This is a genomic window from Methylobacterium sp. Leaf125, from assembly GCF_001423085.1.
Classification (GTDB): domain Bacteria; phylum Pseudomonadota; class Alphaproteobacteria; order Rhizobiales; family Beijerinckiaceae; genus Methylobacterium.
Genome location: NZ_LMNU01000001.1, coordinates 617,252 through 630,949, shown reverse-complemented (window position 1 = coordinate 630,949; position 13,698 = coordinate 617,252). Strand labels below are relative to the sequence as shown.

Below are 13,698 nucleotides of genomic sequence, written 5' to 3'. Positions count from 1 at the left end.
AACGAAACCCTGATGTCACGAACCATACTCTGTGGATCGGATAAAGTAATTCCGCCAAGGGGATTACCTCCAGGGGCCAGGTCGGATACCTGACAATGGCTACGCCCGGCTCGGTTCCGGGTGATCTCGGGCCGCGCCGGTGCCGCTCCGGGCGGGAGGGTCCGGAGAGGTCCCGGCCGTCGTCGGCACGGGGCCGACGTGGTCCGTGGCAGGGCCTTCATCCACGCCGCGCGCCCCCTTTCCGAAGGCGAGGCCTGACGCCTGAGCACGGCGCCAGGCGGCCGGCGGGGCGTTCGACGGCCGGCCAGGGAGCGGGATGGCGCGCGAAAGCCCTGAACGCGTTCCGGAGCCTCTGGCGTCGGCGCGCGTTATGGTGAAGATCCCGTCACATCAGCGAGCTCCGATGCCCATGAACCGATTGGCCGAGACCGAGGCGGTTCTCACCCGCACGGATCAGGTGTGGCGTTCCGAGATGACGCGTCTCTACGGCTCGGACGGCGTTCTCCGCTTCGGCTACCGCCCCGAGGCGCAAGGTGCCGCCGACACACCCATGCGGCGGGCCTACGAGGCGCGCCGGCACGCCATCGCGCTGTGGCGGCACGAGCGCCGGGTGGACATCTAGCCCACCGGGGCGCTCCGGGTGATCGCCGTCCTGGGTCTCTGGGCCGCCTATTGGGCCGCGCTGTTCGCCCAGGTCGCCCATCTGCGAACCCTGGAGGACGGCGTGGGCGCCCTCGCCTTCTCCTGGGTCTCCCGCACCCTGCTGGCCATCGGCACCGCGCTCTTTCTGCTGGCCAAGACCGGCTAATCGCTGGCCGAGACCGGATAAGGCTCGGCCAAACCCAGATCGCTTTCGGCCCAGACCGGGTCGGGCCCCGTGTCTCGGGTCGACGCCTCGGAACCGTGCCTTGCGTGCCGGGAACCCGAGGCCCGGACCACGCCGCCCCGCGTTCGGAGACGCATCGGTTTCCCGATGCAGCCCTGCGAGCGGATCAGACTTTCCGGGGATCGAAAGGGTCGCTCCGTCCCGCCTCGACAAGTACAGAATCCAAGCGCGCAAGATCGGAGGGACGACACGTCGTTGCGGTGGATCGCGATTTTCGAACCGCGACGGCCCGAACTCTGCTAAGACCTGTCATTCGGCTCATGTGATGGGGACCCGTCCGGGTTCCTGCGGTGACCTCGTCCATCGAGAAAGACACCGCATGCCCTACGAGAAACCGATGATGGAGTTCTCGGACCTGACCGGACAGGCGACCCAGGACGGCATCACGGTCACGGTGAACGTCTACCGATTCGCCGGCTCCCAGGATCCCTGGATCCTGGAGGTCATCGATCCGGCGGGATGGTCGACCCTCTGGGACACCACCTTCGCTTGCGACGAGGACGCCCTCGACGCGTTCACGGAGGCCGTCGAGGCGGGTGGCGGCATGCGCGCGTTCCTGGAGCCGCCGCCGACCCTGCACTGAGGCGGCCCCCGCCCCCGGCCCTCGAAAACATCCCCTCTCGGCCCGGCGGCCCCATCCCGCGCGCGACGACAATTCCGGAGAGCCCCATGCGCATCCTCGTCGGCTGCGAGATGACCTACACCTTCCCCCAGCCCACCCCGGTCATCGCGACCCTCAACGTCCATGCCTCGCGGGTCTCGGACCTGGAGCGCCCGGACCACCTCGTCACGCACCCCGCGGTGCCGCTGGAGGGCTATCGCGACAGCTTCGGCAACTGGTGCCAGCGGATGACGGCCCCGGCCGGCACGTTCACGCTGAAGACCGAGACGATCGTGCGCGACGCGGGCCGCGGGGACCATCCGCACCCGACGGCGGCGGAGACGCCCATCGCAACGCTCCCGACCGACAGCCTCCTGTTCCTCCTGGGCAGCCGCTACTGCGAGACCGACCGCCTCTCGCAGATCGCCTGGGACCTGTTCGGCCACCTGCCGCCGGGCTGGAGCCGCGTCCAGGCGATCTGCGACTACGTCCACGACCGGATCACCTTCGGCTACGAGCATGCCCGCGCTACCCGGACCGCCTTCGAGGTGTTCGAGGAGCAGCGCGGCGTCTGTCGCGACTACGCGCACCTCGCCATCGCCTTCTGCCGCTGCCTCAACATCCCGACGCGCTACTGCAACGGCTACGTCAGCGACATCGGCCTGCCGCTCCCGCACGCGCCGGGCGACTTCGCGGCCTGGATGGAGGTTTTCCTCGATGGCCGCTGGCACACCTTCGATCCGCGCAACAACGCGTCGCGGATCGGCCGCATCCTGATCGCCTACGGCCGGGATGCGGCCGACGTGCCGCTCACGCTGACTTTCGGGCCCAACACCCTGACCCGATTCGTGGTGACGACCGAGGAAGCCCCGGCCGTCGCCTGACCGGCGCTGCCAAGCGCCCCTGCCTCTAACCGAAAGCCGACATCTATGACTTCCACCGCCATGCTCGCCGAGAACGTCTCCATCGCTGATCTCGCGGGCCGGAACGCCGACCGCCTCGAATACCTGAGGGGCGTCTACCGCAACATGGTCCCCGACCAGGCCCGCAATCCGAGCTTGCGGGTTCGGATCAGCCGTCTCGGATCGGGCGTTCAGCCGGCCTACCGGATCGAGCGCGACGATACCGACGGCCAGACCGTCGTGATGGGGTTCTACCAGGGCGACAAGCACAAGCCCCTCCCCAAGCGGCTGCACGATTGCGACGGCCCGAGCTGGAGCAGCGAGACCATGAGCTACGTCGAGCTGCGCGCCCTGCACAACGGCGCGATCGGGGTCTGATCCGGCCTCCCCTGCGGGTCGGATCGGCGATCCGGGCTCCGTGGGCGACACATTCCGGGACGCGGTCCCGCGGATCGGTCTCGCGGCCGTGCTGAGTCAGGCAAGGCGCAGGTGGCGGATCCCCCGGCCGGGGGCGATCGCCTGGGCCGCCGTGGCGATGCCGCGCGCGTCGATGCCGAAGTGACGGTAGAGGTCGGCGATCGTGCCGGTCTGACCGAACTGCGCGACACCCAGCGCGCGGGTGCGATGCCCGTGCACCGATCCGAGCCAGCCGAGGGTGGCCGGATGGCCGTCGAGGACGGTGACGAGGCCGCACTGGGCGGGCACGTCGGCGAGCAGGCGTTCGACATGGCTCGACGCCTCCGGACGGCCCTGCTCGCGCAGGCCCTGCGCCGCCGTCCAGCCGGCCTGCAGTCGATCCGCCGAGGTGACCGCGAGGAGGCCGACGTCGCGCCGGTCCTCGGCCATCAGCCCGATGGCGGCGATCGCCTCGGGGGCGACGGCCCCCTGGTAGGCGACCACCACCTCGGCGTTCGGACCGGGCCGGCGCAGCCAGTAGGCGCCCGCGACCATGTCGGCGGCCAGCGCCGGGCCGATCGCCCGCACCGGCTGCTCCAGGCTGCGGGTCGAGAGCCGGAAATAGGCGGAGCCGCCCGCCGCATCGGCCAGGCAGGTCACCGGGTCCGGTTCGGACGGGCCGCTGCCCTGCAGGTGCGCGAAGGCGAAGCGCAGCAGCACCGCGAGCTCGTCGACGAAGGCCGGCTCGAAGGCGGCGAGCCCGTCCTGGCCCAGGCCGATCAGCGGCGTCTTGATCGACTGGTGCGCCCCGCCCTCCGGCGCGAGGGTGACGCCCGCCGGCGTCGCCACCAGGAGGAAGCGCGCATCCTGGTAGCAGGCGTAGTTCAGGGCATCGAGGCCGCGCTCGATGAAGGGATCGTAGAGCGTGCCCACCGGCAGCAGGCGCTCGCCGAAGATCGCATGCGACAGGCCGAGGGCCGCGAGCGCGGTGAAGAGGTTCGACTCGGCGATGCCGAGCTCGAGGTGCTGGCCGGAGGGCGCGAAGGTCCAGTTGAAGGTTGAGGGAATCCGCTCCTTGCGGAAGACGTCGGCCATCGCCTCCTTGGCGAAGAGGCCGCGCCGGTTCACCCAGGCGCCGAGGTTGGTGGAGACGGTGACGTCGGGCGAGGTGGTGACGATGCGATCGGCGAAGGCCGAGTCGGACTTGGCGATCTCGTGCATCAGCAGCCCGAACCCGGCCTGCGTCGAGAGCGTGGCCTGGGTCGGGGCCGCGAAGCGCTCGGGGACCGGGATCGCCGGCGCCGTGTAGCGGCGGCGCCCGCGCTGCACGAAGGGCACTGCGGCGAGGAAGCGGCGCATCGCGTCGGGGGCGACCTCGAGCCCCTCGAAGGGCTCCCACTCGTGACCCGGCCGGATCGCCATCTCGGCCCGGAAGGCCTCGACCTGGGTCGGCGTCAGCAGGCCCGCATGGTTGTCCTTGTGGCCGGCGAGCGGCAGGCCGTGGCCCTTGATCGTGTAGGCGATGAAGCAGACCGGGCGGTCGTGGGCGCGGGCCGCCTCGAAGGCCTCCAGCAGCATCGGCAGGTCGTGGCCGCCGAGATTGCCCATCAGGGCGGCGAGCTCCGCATCGGAGCGCCGGTCGATCAGGGCCGAGACGTCGCCCTGATCGCCGAGCTCCTCCGTCAGGCGCCGGCGCCAGGCCGCGCCGCCCTGGAAGGCCAGCGCCGAGTAGGTCTGGTTCGGGCAGGCCTCGATCCAGGCCTTGAGGCGCGCCCCGCCCGGTTCCGCGAAGGCGGCACGCTGGAGCGTGCCGTGGCGCAGCACGACCACGTCCCAGCCGAAGTTGCGGAACATCGCTTCGAACTTCGCCCACAGCCCCTCGCGCACCACCGCGTCGAGGCTCTGGCGGTTGTAGTCGACGATCCACCAGGTGTTGCGCAGGCCGTGCTTCCAGCCCTCCAGCAGGGCCTCGAAGATGTTGCCCTCGTCCATCTCGGCGTCGCCGATGAGCGCCACCATCTTGCCCTCGGGCCGGTCGCCGCCCCAGCCCTTCGCCCGCACGTAGTCCTGGGTCAGCGACGCGAACAGCGTCTGCGCCACGCCGAGCCCGACCGAGCCCGTGGAGAAATCGACGTCGTCGGTGTCCTTGGTCCGCGAGGGATAGGACTGGGCGCCGCCGAAGGCGCGGAAGGCCGCCAGCTTCTCGCAGGTCTGGTGACCGAACAGGTATTGCAGCGCGTGGAAGATCGGGCTCGCATGGGGCTTCACCGCGACCCGGTCCTCGGGGCGCAGCACCGCGCCGTAGAGCGCCGTCATGATCGCGCAGAGGGAGGCCGACGAGGCCTGGTGCCCGCCCACCTTCAGCCCGTCGGCCGACGGGCGCAGGTGGTTGGCGTTGTGGATGGTCCAGGTCGAGAGCCAGAGGCTCTTCCGGGCCAGGGCGGCGAGGTAGGGCAGTCGCGGATCGCTCATGACATGATCCTAGCCGCGCCGGACCAGCAAAACTGGCCAAACGACCTTGTGGTGCGGCAAGTCCTTGGCTCAGATGCGCTGTCGGATGCCTCGCGAGATCATTTCGTGCCAAAACCTGTTCTCGACGCCATCGATCGCCGGATCCTCGCCGCGCTGCAGGAGGATGCCCGCCTGACGGTGCAGCAGATCGGCGACCGGGTCGGCCTCTCCGCCTCGCCCTGCGCCCGGCGGGTGCGCCTGCTGGAGGCGGCGGGGGTGATCAAGGGCTACGTCGCCGTCGTCGACCAGGTCGCGGTCGGCCTGCCGGTCAGCGTCTTCGCCTCGGTGAAACTCGAGCGCCAGCGGGAGGAGGAACTCGACCGCTTCGCCGTGGCCGTCACCCGCTGGCCCGAGGTGGTCGACTGCTACCTGATGACGGGGCAGCGGGATTACCTGCTCCGGATCGTGGTCGAGGACCTCGAAGCCTATGAACGCTTCCTCAAGGACAAGCTCACCCGCCTCGACGGCGTCGCCTCGATCGAATCGAGCTTCGCCCTTGGCCAGGTCAAGCGCGCCAATGCCCTGCCGATCCTGCAGCGATAACGGGCATCGGCTGCCTGAATTCGCGGCTTACGGCCAGCAATTGCGCAAGTGCAGTGCAACATCGACGAGCGCTTGACGGAACGAACACGCGCATATTCTATGCGTATAGTTTGGATAGTTCGCCCGGTGCGAGCGCGAGGAGCGGTGCCATGCGTGATCGTCGTGCATTTCTGAAAACCTCGCTGACGGCGGCCGCCCTGGGGGCCTCCGGTCTCCCGCTGTCCGGCATCCTGCGCGGTGCCCGTGCGGCGGACGGGCCCCTCGTCATCGGCGCCCCGCTGCCGATCTCCGGCGCCTTCGCGGCCAACGGCAAGTATGCGTCGCTCGGCGCCGCCTTCGCGGCGCAGGAGGCCGGCAAGATCCTCGGCCGCACCGTCACGGTCGCGGACATCGACACCGAGGGCAAGCCGGCACCGGCCGCCCGCAAGGTGCAGGAGGCGATGGCGCAGGGCACGCGGCTCTTCGCCGGCGGCATCCTCTCCTCCGAGGCCCTGGTGATGGGCAAGGAAGCGGCGAAATCCGACGGCGTCTTCATCACCACGGCGGGGGCGGACGAGATCACCGGCTCGGACTGCAACCGCGGCACCTTCCGCTGGACGGTGCCGACCTTCGGCGCCATCGCGCAGACGGTCCGTCCCCTCATCGCGCAGATGCCCAACGCCAAGCGCTGGTACACGATCACCCCGCAATACGTGTTCGGCGAGGGCCTCCTCAGTGCCGCCAAGGCGGTCTTCCAGGAGAAGGGCATCGAGCATGTCGGCAACAGCTACCACTCGCTGGCCGAGAAGGAGTTCAGCGGCTACCTGACCAACGCGATCGCGGCCAAGCCCGACGTGCTGCTGCTCCTCAACTTCGGCTCGCAATCCTCGGATGCGCTGCGCCAGGCGGTGAGCTTCGGCCTCAAGAAGCGCATGACCATCGTGCTCGCCTGGGCCTCGGGCCTGGAGCAGTTCGAGGCCCTAGGCGCCGACCTCTGCGAGGGCGTCTACTTCGGCGCGCAGTACTGGCACGGCATCGACTCGCCCCTGAACAAGGCGCTGGTGACCAAGGTCCGCGAGACCGCCAAGATGACGCCGAACTACTCCTTCGCCGGCTCGTACCAGATCACCAAGCTGCTCCTCGACGCCGCCGCCAAGGCCGGCCGTGCGGACGGCCCCGCCGTGATCAAGGCGCTCGAAGGGATGCGCTATTCCGGCCTGACCGGCGAGGAGGAGATCCGCGCCGCCGACCACCAGGTCATCAAGGATTACTACCTGCTCAAGGGCAAGGCGAAGTCCGCCATGAAGGACAAGGACGACTTCGCCGAGGTGATCCAGTCCGGCAAGTCGTTCCTCTCGCCCGAGGCCGCCGGCTGCAAGATGACGTGACGAAGATGGCGTGACGAAGGTTGGCGTAAGGGCGAAGCGGCGCCGAGGTTCCACGCGGGATCGGTCGTCGCTCGAGCGCTGCGTCGTTCCGGGGCGCCGCGGGCGAGCCCGGGATCCAGAGCCGGGCAAGGCGCCCCCTGTCTTTCCGGAGTCCGGCTTCCGCGTCGCGGCCCCGGAATCACGGGTCGCGCTCGGATCGGCGTGGCCCGCCAGTCGAGGTTCGACGCCAGCCGAGGTTTGACGTGATCCAAGGCTTGACCTGATCCTGGAGACCCCGTGACCTACCTGTTCCAGATCCTGAACGGCCTCGGACTCGGGATGCTCTACTTCCTGCTGGCGGTGGGCCTGAGCATCATCTTCGGGCTGCTGCAGTTCGTGAACTTCGCCCACGGGGCGTTCTACCTGCTGGGGGCCTACCTCGCCTACGAGGGCGTCGAGCGGGGTCTGAGCTTCTGGGTGGCGATGCCGCTGGCCGCCCTCGTCGTCGCGGGGCTGGCCGCCCTGACCGAGCGGCTGCTCCTGCGCCGGGTCTACAAGCTGCCCCACACCTTCCACATCCTCGTCACCGTCGGCCTCGCCCTGGTGGTGCAGGAGCTCGTCATCATCATCTGGGGGCCCATCGGCGGGAATGTCGCTCCGCCGGAGGCGCTGAGCGGCGTGATGATCCTCGGGGATTTCGTCTATCCGGAGTACCGGCTCTTCGTGATCGGCTTCACGGCGATCCTGGCGGCCGGCCTGTGGTGGCTCCTCGACCGGACGCGGCTCGGCGCCATCGTGCGGGCCGGGTCGGAATCGCCCGCCAACATGGCGCTCCTCGGCTACGATACCCTGCGCATCAACACCGCCGTCTTCGCCCTGGGCGCCGGGCTGGCGGGCCTGGCCGGGGCGCTGGCCGCCCCCATCCGCGGCGTCGAGCCCTTCATGGGCGTCGAGGCCCTGGGCATCGCCTTCGTGGTGGTGGTGATCGGCGGAATGGGCAGCTACGCCGGGGCGCTCGCCGCCGGCATCCTCGTCGGCATCGCCCAGAGCCTGATGGCCACCCTGTGGCCGGAGGGGGCGCGCCTCGTCATCTATCTCGGCATGGCCGGCATCATCATGGCGATGCCGCGCGGCCTGTTCGGCCGGGCCTGAGGAGGCGCTCGCGATGATTCCCCTGCTCGACAGGCCCCTGGTGCAGTTCGGCCTCGCGCTGGCCGCCGTGCTGATCCTGCCCCTCGTGATGCGCTCCGGCACGCTGGCCAGCGAGATCCTGATCTACGGGCTGGCGGTCGCCGCCTGCAATCTGCTGCTGGGCTATACCGGCCTGCTCTCCTTCGGCCAGGGCATCTTCTTCGGCCTCGGCAGCTACGTCGCCGGGCTCGGCCTCGTCCGGGCCGGCCTGCCCGCCCCCGTCATGCTGCTGCTGTCGCTGGCCCTGGGGGCGCTGGTGGCGGCCGCCGTGGGCTGGGTCTCGATCCGGCGCCAGGGCGTCTACTTCGTGATGCTGACCCTGGCCTTCTCGCAGATGTTCTACTTCCTGGCCTACACCTTCAGCGGCCTCACGGGCGGCGACAACGGCCTGCTCGACATCCCGCGCCCGCGCCTCGCCGGCACGGTCCTGTCCGATCCCTGGACCTACTACGCCTTCGTGGCCGTGCTCTTCCTCGGACTCTTCGCCGCCCTGCAGCGGGTCGCGCTCTCGACCTTCGGGCGCACCCTGCTCGCCATCCGCGACAACGAGGGCCGGGCCGGGGCGATCGGCTATCCGGTTCGGGCCTTCAAGGTCGCGGCCTTCGCGATCTCCGGGGCGGTGACGGCCTTCGCGGGCGCGCTCCACGCCATGCTGATCGGCGTCGCGCCCCTCTCGAACATCGACTACCACACCAGCGAGACCCTGCTGATCATGACGATCGTCGGCGGCAGCGCGAACCTGTTCGCCTCGCTCCTCGGGGCCGGCGCCTACCTGCTCGCCGCCGATGCCCTCTCGGCGATCTGGCCACGCTGGCTCCTCCTCCTGGGGCTCCTCCTCATCGTCATCACGCTGTTCCTGCAGCGCGGCCTCTGGGGCCTGATCGAGCACGCCGTCGCCCTCGTGACGCGGGCGCCGCCGCCCGACGGCCCGGCGCCGGACCGGCCCGTGGTGACCGATCCCGCGGTCGCTCCCGTGGCGGAGGCTCTCCCCGCGTCCGACGCCGGCCGGGCACCGGAGGTCGCCCGATGAGCGCACCGATCCTCGCCACCGACGCCCTGGGCGTCCGCTACGGCAGCTTCGTCGCCCTCCAGGACGTGACCCTGCGCATCGCCGAGAACAGCGTCCACTCGATCATCGGCCCGAACGGCGCCGGCAAGACGACCCTGTTCCACGCGCTGACCGGCCGGATCGCGCCCTCGGCCGGGCGCATCGCCCTGGCGGGCCGGGACATCACCCGCACGGCCGACCACGAGCGCGTGCGCCTCGGCCTCGCCCGCTCGTTTCAGGTCACCAGCCTCTTCCCGACGCTCAGCGTCCGCGAAAACCTGCGGCTGGCCGCGCAGGGCAAGACGCCCTGGCAGGCCCTCGCCCCCTGGCGCCGAGCCGAGGCCAACCGGCCGGCGCTGGCCATGGCCGAGACGATGCTGGAGCGCCTCGACCTCACCCGGGTGGCCCTGCGCGCCGCCGGCGCGCTCTCGCACGGCCAGCAGCGGCGCCTGGAGGTCGGGATGGCGATGGCGGCGGCGCCGAAGGTCATCCTCCTCGACGAGCCGACCTCCGGCATGGGCATCGACGACATCGCCGCCATGACGGCGCTGATCCGCGATCTCGGCCGCGACCACACCGTCCTGTTCATCGAGCACAACATGGGCATCGTCATGAACATCTCCGACACCGTGACGGTGATGCGCGCCGGCCGCGTGCTGGTGGAGGGTCCGCCGGCCCGGGTCCGCGACGACCCGGAGGTGCGGCGGGCCTATCTCGGCAACATGATCACGGGCGACCTCACGCCGGCCCGGGCGCACGTCTCGTGAGCGGCCCCGTCGCCCTCAGCCTGGACGGGGTCCAGGGCTTCTACGGCAAGAGCCACATCCTCCAGGGCGTCAGCCTGGAGGTGCGCGACGGCGAGATCGTCTGCCTCCTCGGGCGCAACGGCGCCGGCAAGACCTCGACGCTCAAGGCGATCAGCGGCCTCCTGCCCCCCCGCGGCGGCCGGGTGCACTTCCACGGCACCGACGTGGCGGGCTGGCCCGCCCACCGCATCGCCCGGGCCGGCCTCACCCTCGTGCCGGAGGACCGGGGCATCTTCAGCCTGCTCAGCGTCGCGGAGAACCTCGCCATCGCCGTGCGCAAGGGTTCGCCCTGGGGCCTGCGGGACATCTACGCGATGTTCCCGCGCCTGGAGGAGCGCCGCCGCAACGGGGGCGCGCAGCTCTCGGGCGGCGAGCAGCAGATGCTCTCGATCGCCCGCGCCCTCCTCTCCGGGCCGAAGCTCCTCATGCTCGACGAGCCGGTGGAGGGCCTCGCCCCCGTCATCGTCGAGGAGATCGTCGCCCAGATCCGGGCCATCCGCGACGCCGGGGTCCCGATCCTGCTGGTGGAGCAGAACCTGGCGGTCTGCACGAGCCTGGCCGACCGCCACTACATCCTCGAACTCGGCCGCGTCGCCTACGCGGCCGGCAATGCCGACTTCGTCGCCGACGAGGCGGCGCGCGACCGCTTCCTCGGCGTGAAGGCGGCGTGAGCAGAAGGGACTCCGGGACACCCATGTCGAACCTCACCATCAACGCCGAGCGTCTCTGGGACACCCTGACCGAGACCGCCGCCATCGGCGCCACCCCCGACGGCGGCATCGCCCGCCTGACCCTGAGCGACGAGGACCGCCGGGTGCGCGACTGGCTGCGGACCCAGGTCGAGGCCCTGGGCTGCACCCTGACGGTGGACGCGGTGGGCAACATGTTCGCCCTGCGCCCCGGCCGGAACCCCGACCTGAAGCCCATCGCCCTGGGCAGCCACCTCGACACCCAGCCCACCGGCGGCAAGTTCGACGGGGTGCTGGGCGTGCTGGCCGGGCTCGAGGTGCTGCGCACCCTGGATGGGGCCGGCTACGTCACCGAGGCGCCGCTGCTGCTGGTGAACTGGACCAACGAGGAGGGCGCGCGCTTCGCCCCCGCCATGCTGGGCTCCGGCGTCTATGCGGGCATCTATGCCGGCGACTGGGCCGAGGCCCGCCAGGACAGCGCCGGCACCCGCTTCGGCGCGGCCCTCGACGCCATCGGCTACCGTGGCGCCGCGCCCGCGGGCTCCGTGCCATTCGGCGCGATGTTCGAGCTGCACATCGAGCAGGGCCCGATCCTGGAGGCGCAGGGGGCCACCATCGGCGTGGTGCAGGGCGTGCAGGGCATGCGCTGGTACGAGGTCACCCTGGAGGGCCGGTCCGCCCATACGGGCTCGACCCCGATGCCGATGCGGCGCAACGCCCTCCTGGGCGCCGCCCGTCTGGTGGAGGCGGTGGACGCCGTCGCCCAGGCGCATGCCCCCGACGCGGTGGGCACCGTCGGCCACCTCACGGTGACGCCGAACTCCAACAACGTCATTCCGGGCCACGTCTTCCTCACCGTGGACCTGCGCCACCCGCAGGACGCGGTGCTCGACGCCATGGAGGCGGCCCTGGAAGCGGCCGTGGCCCGCATCGCCGAGGCGGTCGGCCTCGAGACCCGCCTGCAGGTCATCGCCCGGACGGCCCCCGTCGCCTTCGACCCCGACTGCATCGCCTGCGTCCGGCGCGCGGCGGAGAAGGGCGGCCACGCCACCCGCGACATGGTCTCGGGCGCCGGCCACGACGCCGCTCACGTCGCCGGGCTGGTGCCCACCACCATGGTGTTCGTGCCGAGCGCCGGCGGCCTCAGCCACAACCCGGCCGAATCCACCGCCCCGTCCGAGTGCGCCGCCGGCGCGCAGGTCCTGCTCGACGCGGTGCTCGACTACGACGCCCGTCACGCCCCCGTGGCCTGATTCCCGATGTCCAGCAAGGCGCGACCCTGATGCGTATCGTCACCGCCCGGGTGAACCACGAGACCAACACCTTCTCGCCGCTGGCGACGCCGCTGGCGGCGTTCAACCCGCTCTGGGGCGACGCCGCCCTGGCGGCGGGGCGCGACAGCACCACGGCGCTGGGCGCCTTCATCCGCTTCGGGGAGGCGCGGGGCGCCACCGTCGTGGTGCCGGTCTCGGCCCATGCCAACCCGAGCGGGCCGGTGGCGGACGCGGCCTTCGCGGCGCTCGCCGCGGCGATCCTCGACGCGGTCCGCCCCGGCTGCGACGCCATCCTGCTCGACCTGCACGGGGCGATGGTGACGGAGAGCCACGACGACGGCGAGGGCGAGCTCCTGGCCCGGATCCGCGCCCTGGCGCCCGGCGTCCCGCTCGGCGTCGCCCTCGACCTCCACGGCAACATCACCGGCCGCATGGTGGACAACTGCGACGCGATCGCCGGCTTCAAGACCTATCCGCACGTGGACATGGCCGAGACGGGCGCCCGCGTCGCCGACATCGTCGGGCGGATGCTCGACGGGGGCCTGGCCCCGTGCCGGGCCTGGGTGCACCCGCCGATGCTCGCCCACACCCTGCGCATGGACACCCGCGTGCCCGGCCCGATGCAGGCGGCCGTCGCCGCCGCCCGGGCGGCGGAGGCCCGTCCCGGCGTCCTCGCCGCCACGATCTTCGGCGGCTTCTCCCTGGCCGACCTGTCCGAGGCCGGCGTCTCCGTCACGGTCACGGCGGAGACGCAAGCTGCCGCCGACGCGGCGGCCCGCGACCTCGCGGCCGGGCTCTGGAAAGCCCGGGAGGACTTCGTCTACGCGGAGGCCCCGCTGGCGGACTCCATCGCGGCGGCGCAGGCGGCGCTGGCCGGCCCCGGGGAGGGCCCGGTGCTCCTCCTCGACCACGGCGACAACTGCATGTCGGGCGGCACCTGCGACGTGATGGACGTCCTCGCCGCCGCCCTAGCGGCCGGGATGGACGGCATCCTCGCCGGCCCGATCTGCGATCCGGAGGCCGTGGCGGCCCTGCACGCCGCGGGCGTCGGCGCATCGGTGGCATGCGGCCTCGGCAACCGCGTGCCCCTGCCGGGCTTCCCGCGCCAGGCCCCCCTCCCCGTCAGCGGGACGGTGGCGGCCCTGGGCACCGGGGAATACGTGATCACCGGACCGACCTATACGGGCCAGAGCTGCCGCATGGGCCGGGCGGCCGTGCTCGACACGGGTGCGGCCCGCATCCTCGTCACGGAGGAGCCGCACGAGCCCTGGGACCTCGGCGTGTTCACGGGCTCGGGCCTCGACCCGGCCGCGGCCCGGGTGCTGATCCTGAAGTCGCGGATGTATTGCCGGCCGGTCTTCGAGCCCATCGCCCGGGCGGTGGTGGAATGCGCGAGCCGGGGCGTCACCAGCTCCGATTACGGGCTGTTCCCGTTCGCCAAGCTCGCCCGTCCGATCTTCCCCCTCGACGCCGACGCGGCCTGGCCGCCCCGATGAGCCGGGTCC

The 13,698-nt window shown here is 71.4% G+C and carries 14 protein-coding genes; 13 read left to right on the top strand and 1 reads right to left on the bottom strand.

The genetic code is table 11. From position 1 onward, the window contains the following. Positions 1-409 precede the first annotated feature (409 nt). From ASF58_RS02850 to ASF58_RS02835, 5 genes are all read left to right on the top strand, one after another. A complete protein-coding gene (locus tag ASF58_RS02850) occupies positions 410-622 on the top strand; it encodes a hypothetical protein (protein WP_244477166.1) in 213 nt (70 codons plus the stop codon). 18 nt (positions 623-640) lie between these two features. After that, on the top strand, positions 641-808 hold the full coding sequence (locus tag ASF58_RS26630; RefSeq protein ID WP_200930162.1) for a hypothetical protein: 168 nt from the start codon (positions 641-643) through the stop codon (positions 806-808). Between the two features lie 397 nt (positions 809-1,205). After that, positions 1,206-1,469 carry a hypothetical protein gene (locus ASF58_RS02845; protein ID WP_244477165.1) on the top strand — a complete coding sequence of 88 codons (264 nt, stop codon included), beginning with the start codon at positions 1,206-1,208 and terminating at the stop codon, positions 1,467-1,469. A gap of 86 nt (positions 1,470-1,555) precedes the next feature. Next, a complete protein-coding gene (locus tag ASF58_RS02840) occupies positions 1,556-2,371 on the top strand; it encodes a transglutaminase family protein (RefSeq protein WP_055947045.1) in 816 nt (271 codons plus the stop codon). 45 nt (positions 2,372-2,416) lie between these two features. After that, a complete protein-coding gene (locus ASF58_RS02835; protein WP_055947043.1) occupies positions 2,417-2,767 on the top strand; it encodes a hypothetical protein in 351 nt (116 codons plus the stop codon). Between the two features lie 96 nt (positions 2,768-2,863). On the opposite strand, the gene ASF58_RS02830 is transcribed toward ASF58_RS02835, so the two are convergent. Beyond that, entirely contained in the window at positions 2,864-5,257 is a 2,394-nt protein-coding gene (locus ASF58_RS02830) for a transketolase (RefSeq protein ID WP_055947041.1), read from the bottom strand. Between the two features lie 105 nt (positions 5,258-5,362). Between ASF58_RS02830 and ASF58_RS02825 the strand changes: the two genes are divergently transcribed. From ASF58_RS02825 to ASF58_RS02790, 8 genes are all read left to right on the top strand, one after another. Beyond that, positions 5,363-5,839, top strand: a complete 477-nt coding sequence (locus tag ASF58_RS02825) for an Lrp/AsnC family transcriptional regulator (RefSeq protein WP_055947040.1) — start codon at positions 5,363-5,365, stop codon at positions 5,837-5,839. Between the two features lie 149 nt (positions 5,840-5,988). After that, on the top strand, positions 5,989-7,206 hold the full coding sequence (locus tag ASF58_RS02820; RefSeq protein ID WP_082512792.1) for an ABC transporter substrate-binding protein: 1,218 nt from the start codon (positions 5,989-5,991) through the stop codon (positions 7,204-7,206). A gap of 276 nt (positions 7,207-7,482) precedes the next feature. Continuing rightward, positions 7,483-8,337, top strand: coding sequence for a branched-chain amino acid ABC transporter permease (locus tag ASF58_RS02815; RefSeq protein ID WP_082512791.1), 855 nt, complete (start codon positions 7,483-7,485; stop codon positions 8,335-8,337). Positions 8,338-8,350: 13 nt separating this feature from the next. Then, positions 8,351-9,406, top strand: a complete 1,056-nt coding sequence (locus ASF58_RS02810) for a branched-chain amino acid ABC transporter permease (protein WP_082512790.1) — start codon at positions 8,351-8,353, stop codon at positions 9,404-9,406. Further along, positions 9,403-10,191, top strand: coding sequence for an ABC transporter ATP-binding protein (locus tag ASF58_RS02805; RefSeq protein ID WP_055947038.1), 789 nt, complete (start codon positions 9,403-9,405; stop codon positions 10,189-10,191). Before ASF58_RS02810 ends, ASF58_RS02805 begins: the two co-directional genes overlap by 4 nt. Next, positions 10,188-10,901, top strand: a complete 714-nt coding sequence (locus tag ASF58_RS02800; protein ID WP_055947036.1) for an ABC transporter ATP-binding protein — start codon at positions 10,188-10,190, stop codon at positions 10,899-10,901. The genes ASF58_RS02805 and ASF58_RS02800 overlap by 4 nt, the downstream gene beginning before the upstream one ends. Before the next feature lie 23 nt (positions 10,902-10,924). Further along, the gene (locus ASF58_RS02795) at positions 10,925-12,172 is read left to right on the top strand and encodes a M20 family metallo-hydrolase (protein ID WP_055947034.1); all 1,248 of its coding nucleotides are present in this window, start codon (positions 10,925-10,927) and stop codon (positions 12,170-12,172) included. 29 nt (positions 12,173-12,201) lie between these two features. Then, complete coding sequence (locus tag ASF58_RS02790) at positions 12,202-13,689, top strand: M81 family metallopeptidase (protein ID WP_055947032.1); 1,488 nt, start codon at positions 12,202-12,204, stop codon at positions 13,687-13,689. The last annotated feature ends 9 nt before the right edge of the window (positions 13,690-13,698 follow it).

What these genes read in the sequence shown, in the direction of transcription:
- ASF58_RS02850 (WP_244477166.1), top strand. Translation starts at nt 410, where the DNA reads ATGAACCGATTGGCCGAGACCGAGGCGGTTCTCACCCGCACGGATCAG.
- ASF58_RS02830 (WP_055947041.1), bottom strand. Translation starts at nt 5,257, where the DNA reads ATGAGCGATCCGCGACTGCCCTACCTCGCCGCCCTGGCCCGGAAGAGC.
- ASF58_RS02805 (WP_055947038.1), top strand. Translation starts at nt 9,403, where the DNA reads ATGAGCGCACCGATCCTCGCCACCGACGCCCTGGGCGTCCGCTACGGC.
- ASF58_RS02810 (WP_082512790.1), top strand. Translation starts at nt 8,351, where the DNA reads ATGATTCCCCTGCTCGACAGGCCCCTGGTGCAGTTCGGCCTCGCGCTG.
- ASF58_RS02820 (WP_082512792.1), top strand. Translation starts at nt 5,989, where the DNA reads ATGCGTGATCGTCGTGCATTTCTGAAAACCTCGCTGACGGCGGCCGCC.
- ASF58_RS02790 (WP_055947032.1), top strand. Translation starts at nt 12,202, where the DNA reads ATGCGTATCGTCACCGCCCGGGTGAACCACGAGACCAACACCTTCTCG.
- ASF58_RS02840 (WP_055947045.1), top strand. Translation starts at nt 1,556, where the DNA reads ATGCGCATCCTCGTCGGCTGCGAGATGACCTACACCTTCCCCCAGCCC.
- ASF58_RS02835 (WP_055947043.1), top strand. Translation starts at nt 2,417, where the DNA reads ATGACTTCCACCGCCATGCTCGCCGAGAACGTCTCCATCGCTGATCTC.
- ASF58_RS02795 (WP_055947034.1), top strand. Translation starts at nt 10,925, where the DNA reads ATGTCGAACCTCACCATCAACGCCGAGCGTCTCTGGGACACCCTGACC.
- ASF58_RS02845 (WP_244477165.1), top strand. Translation starts at nt 1,206, where the DNA reads ATGCCCTACGAGAAACCGATGATGGAGTTCTCGGACCTGACCGGACAG.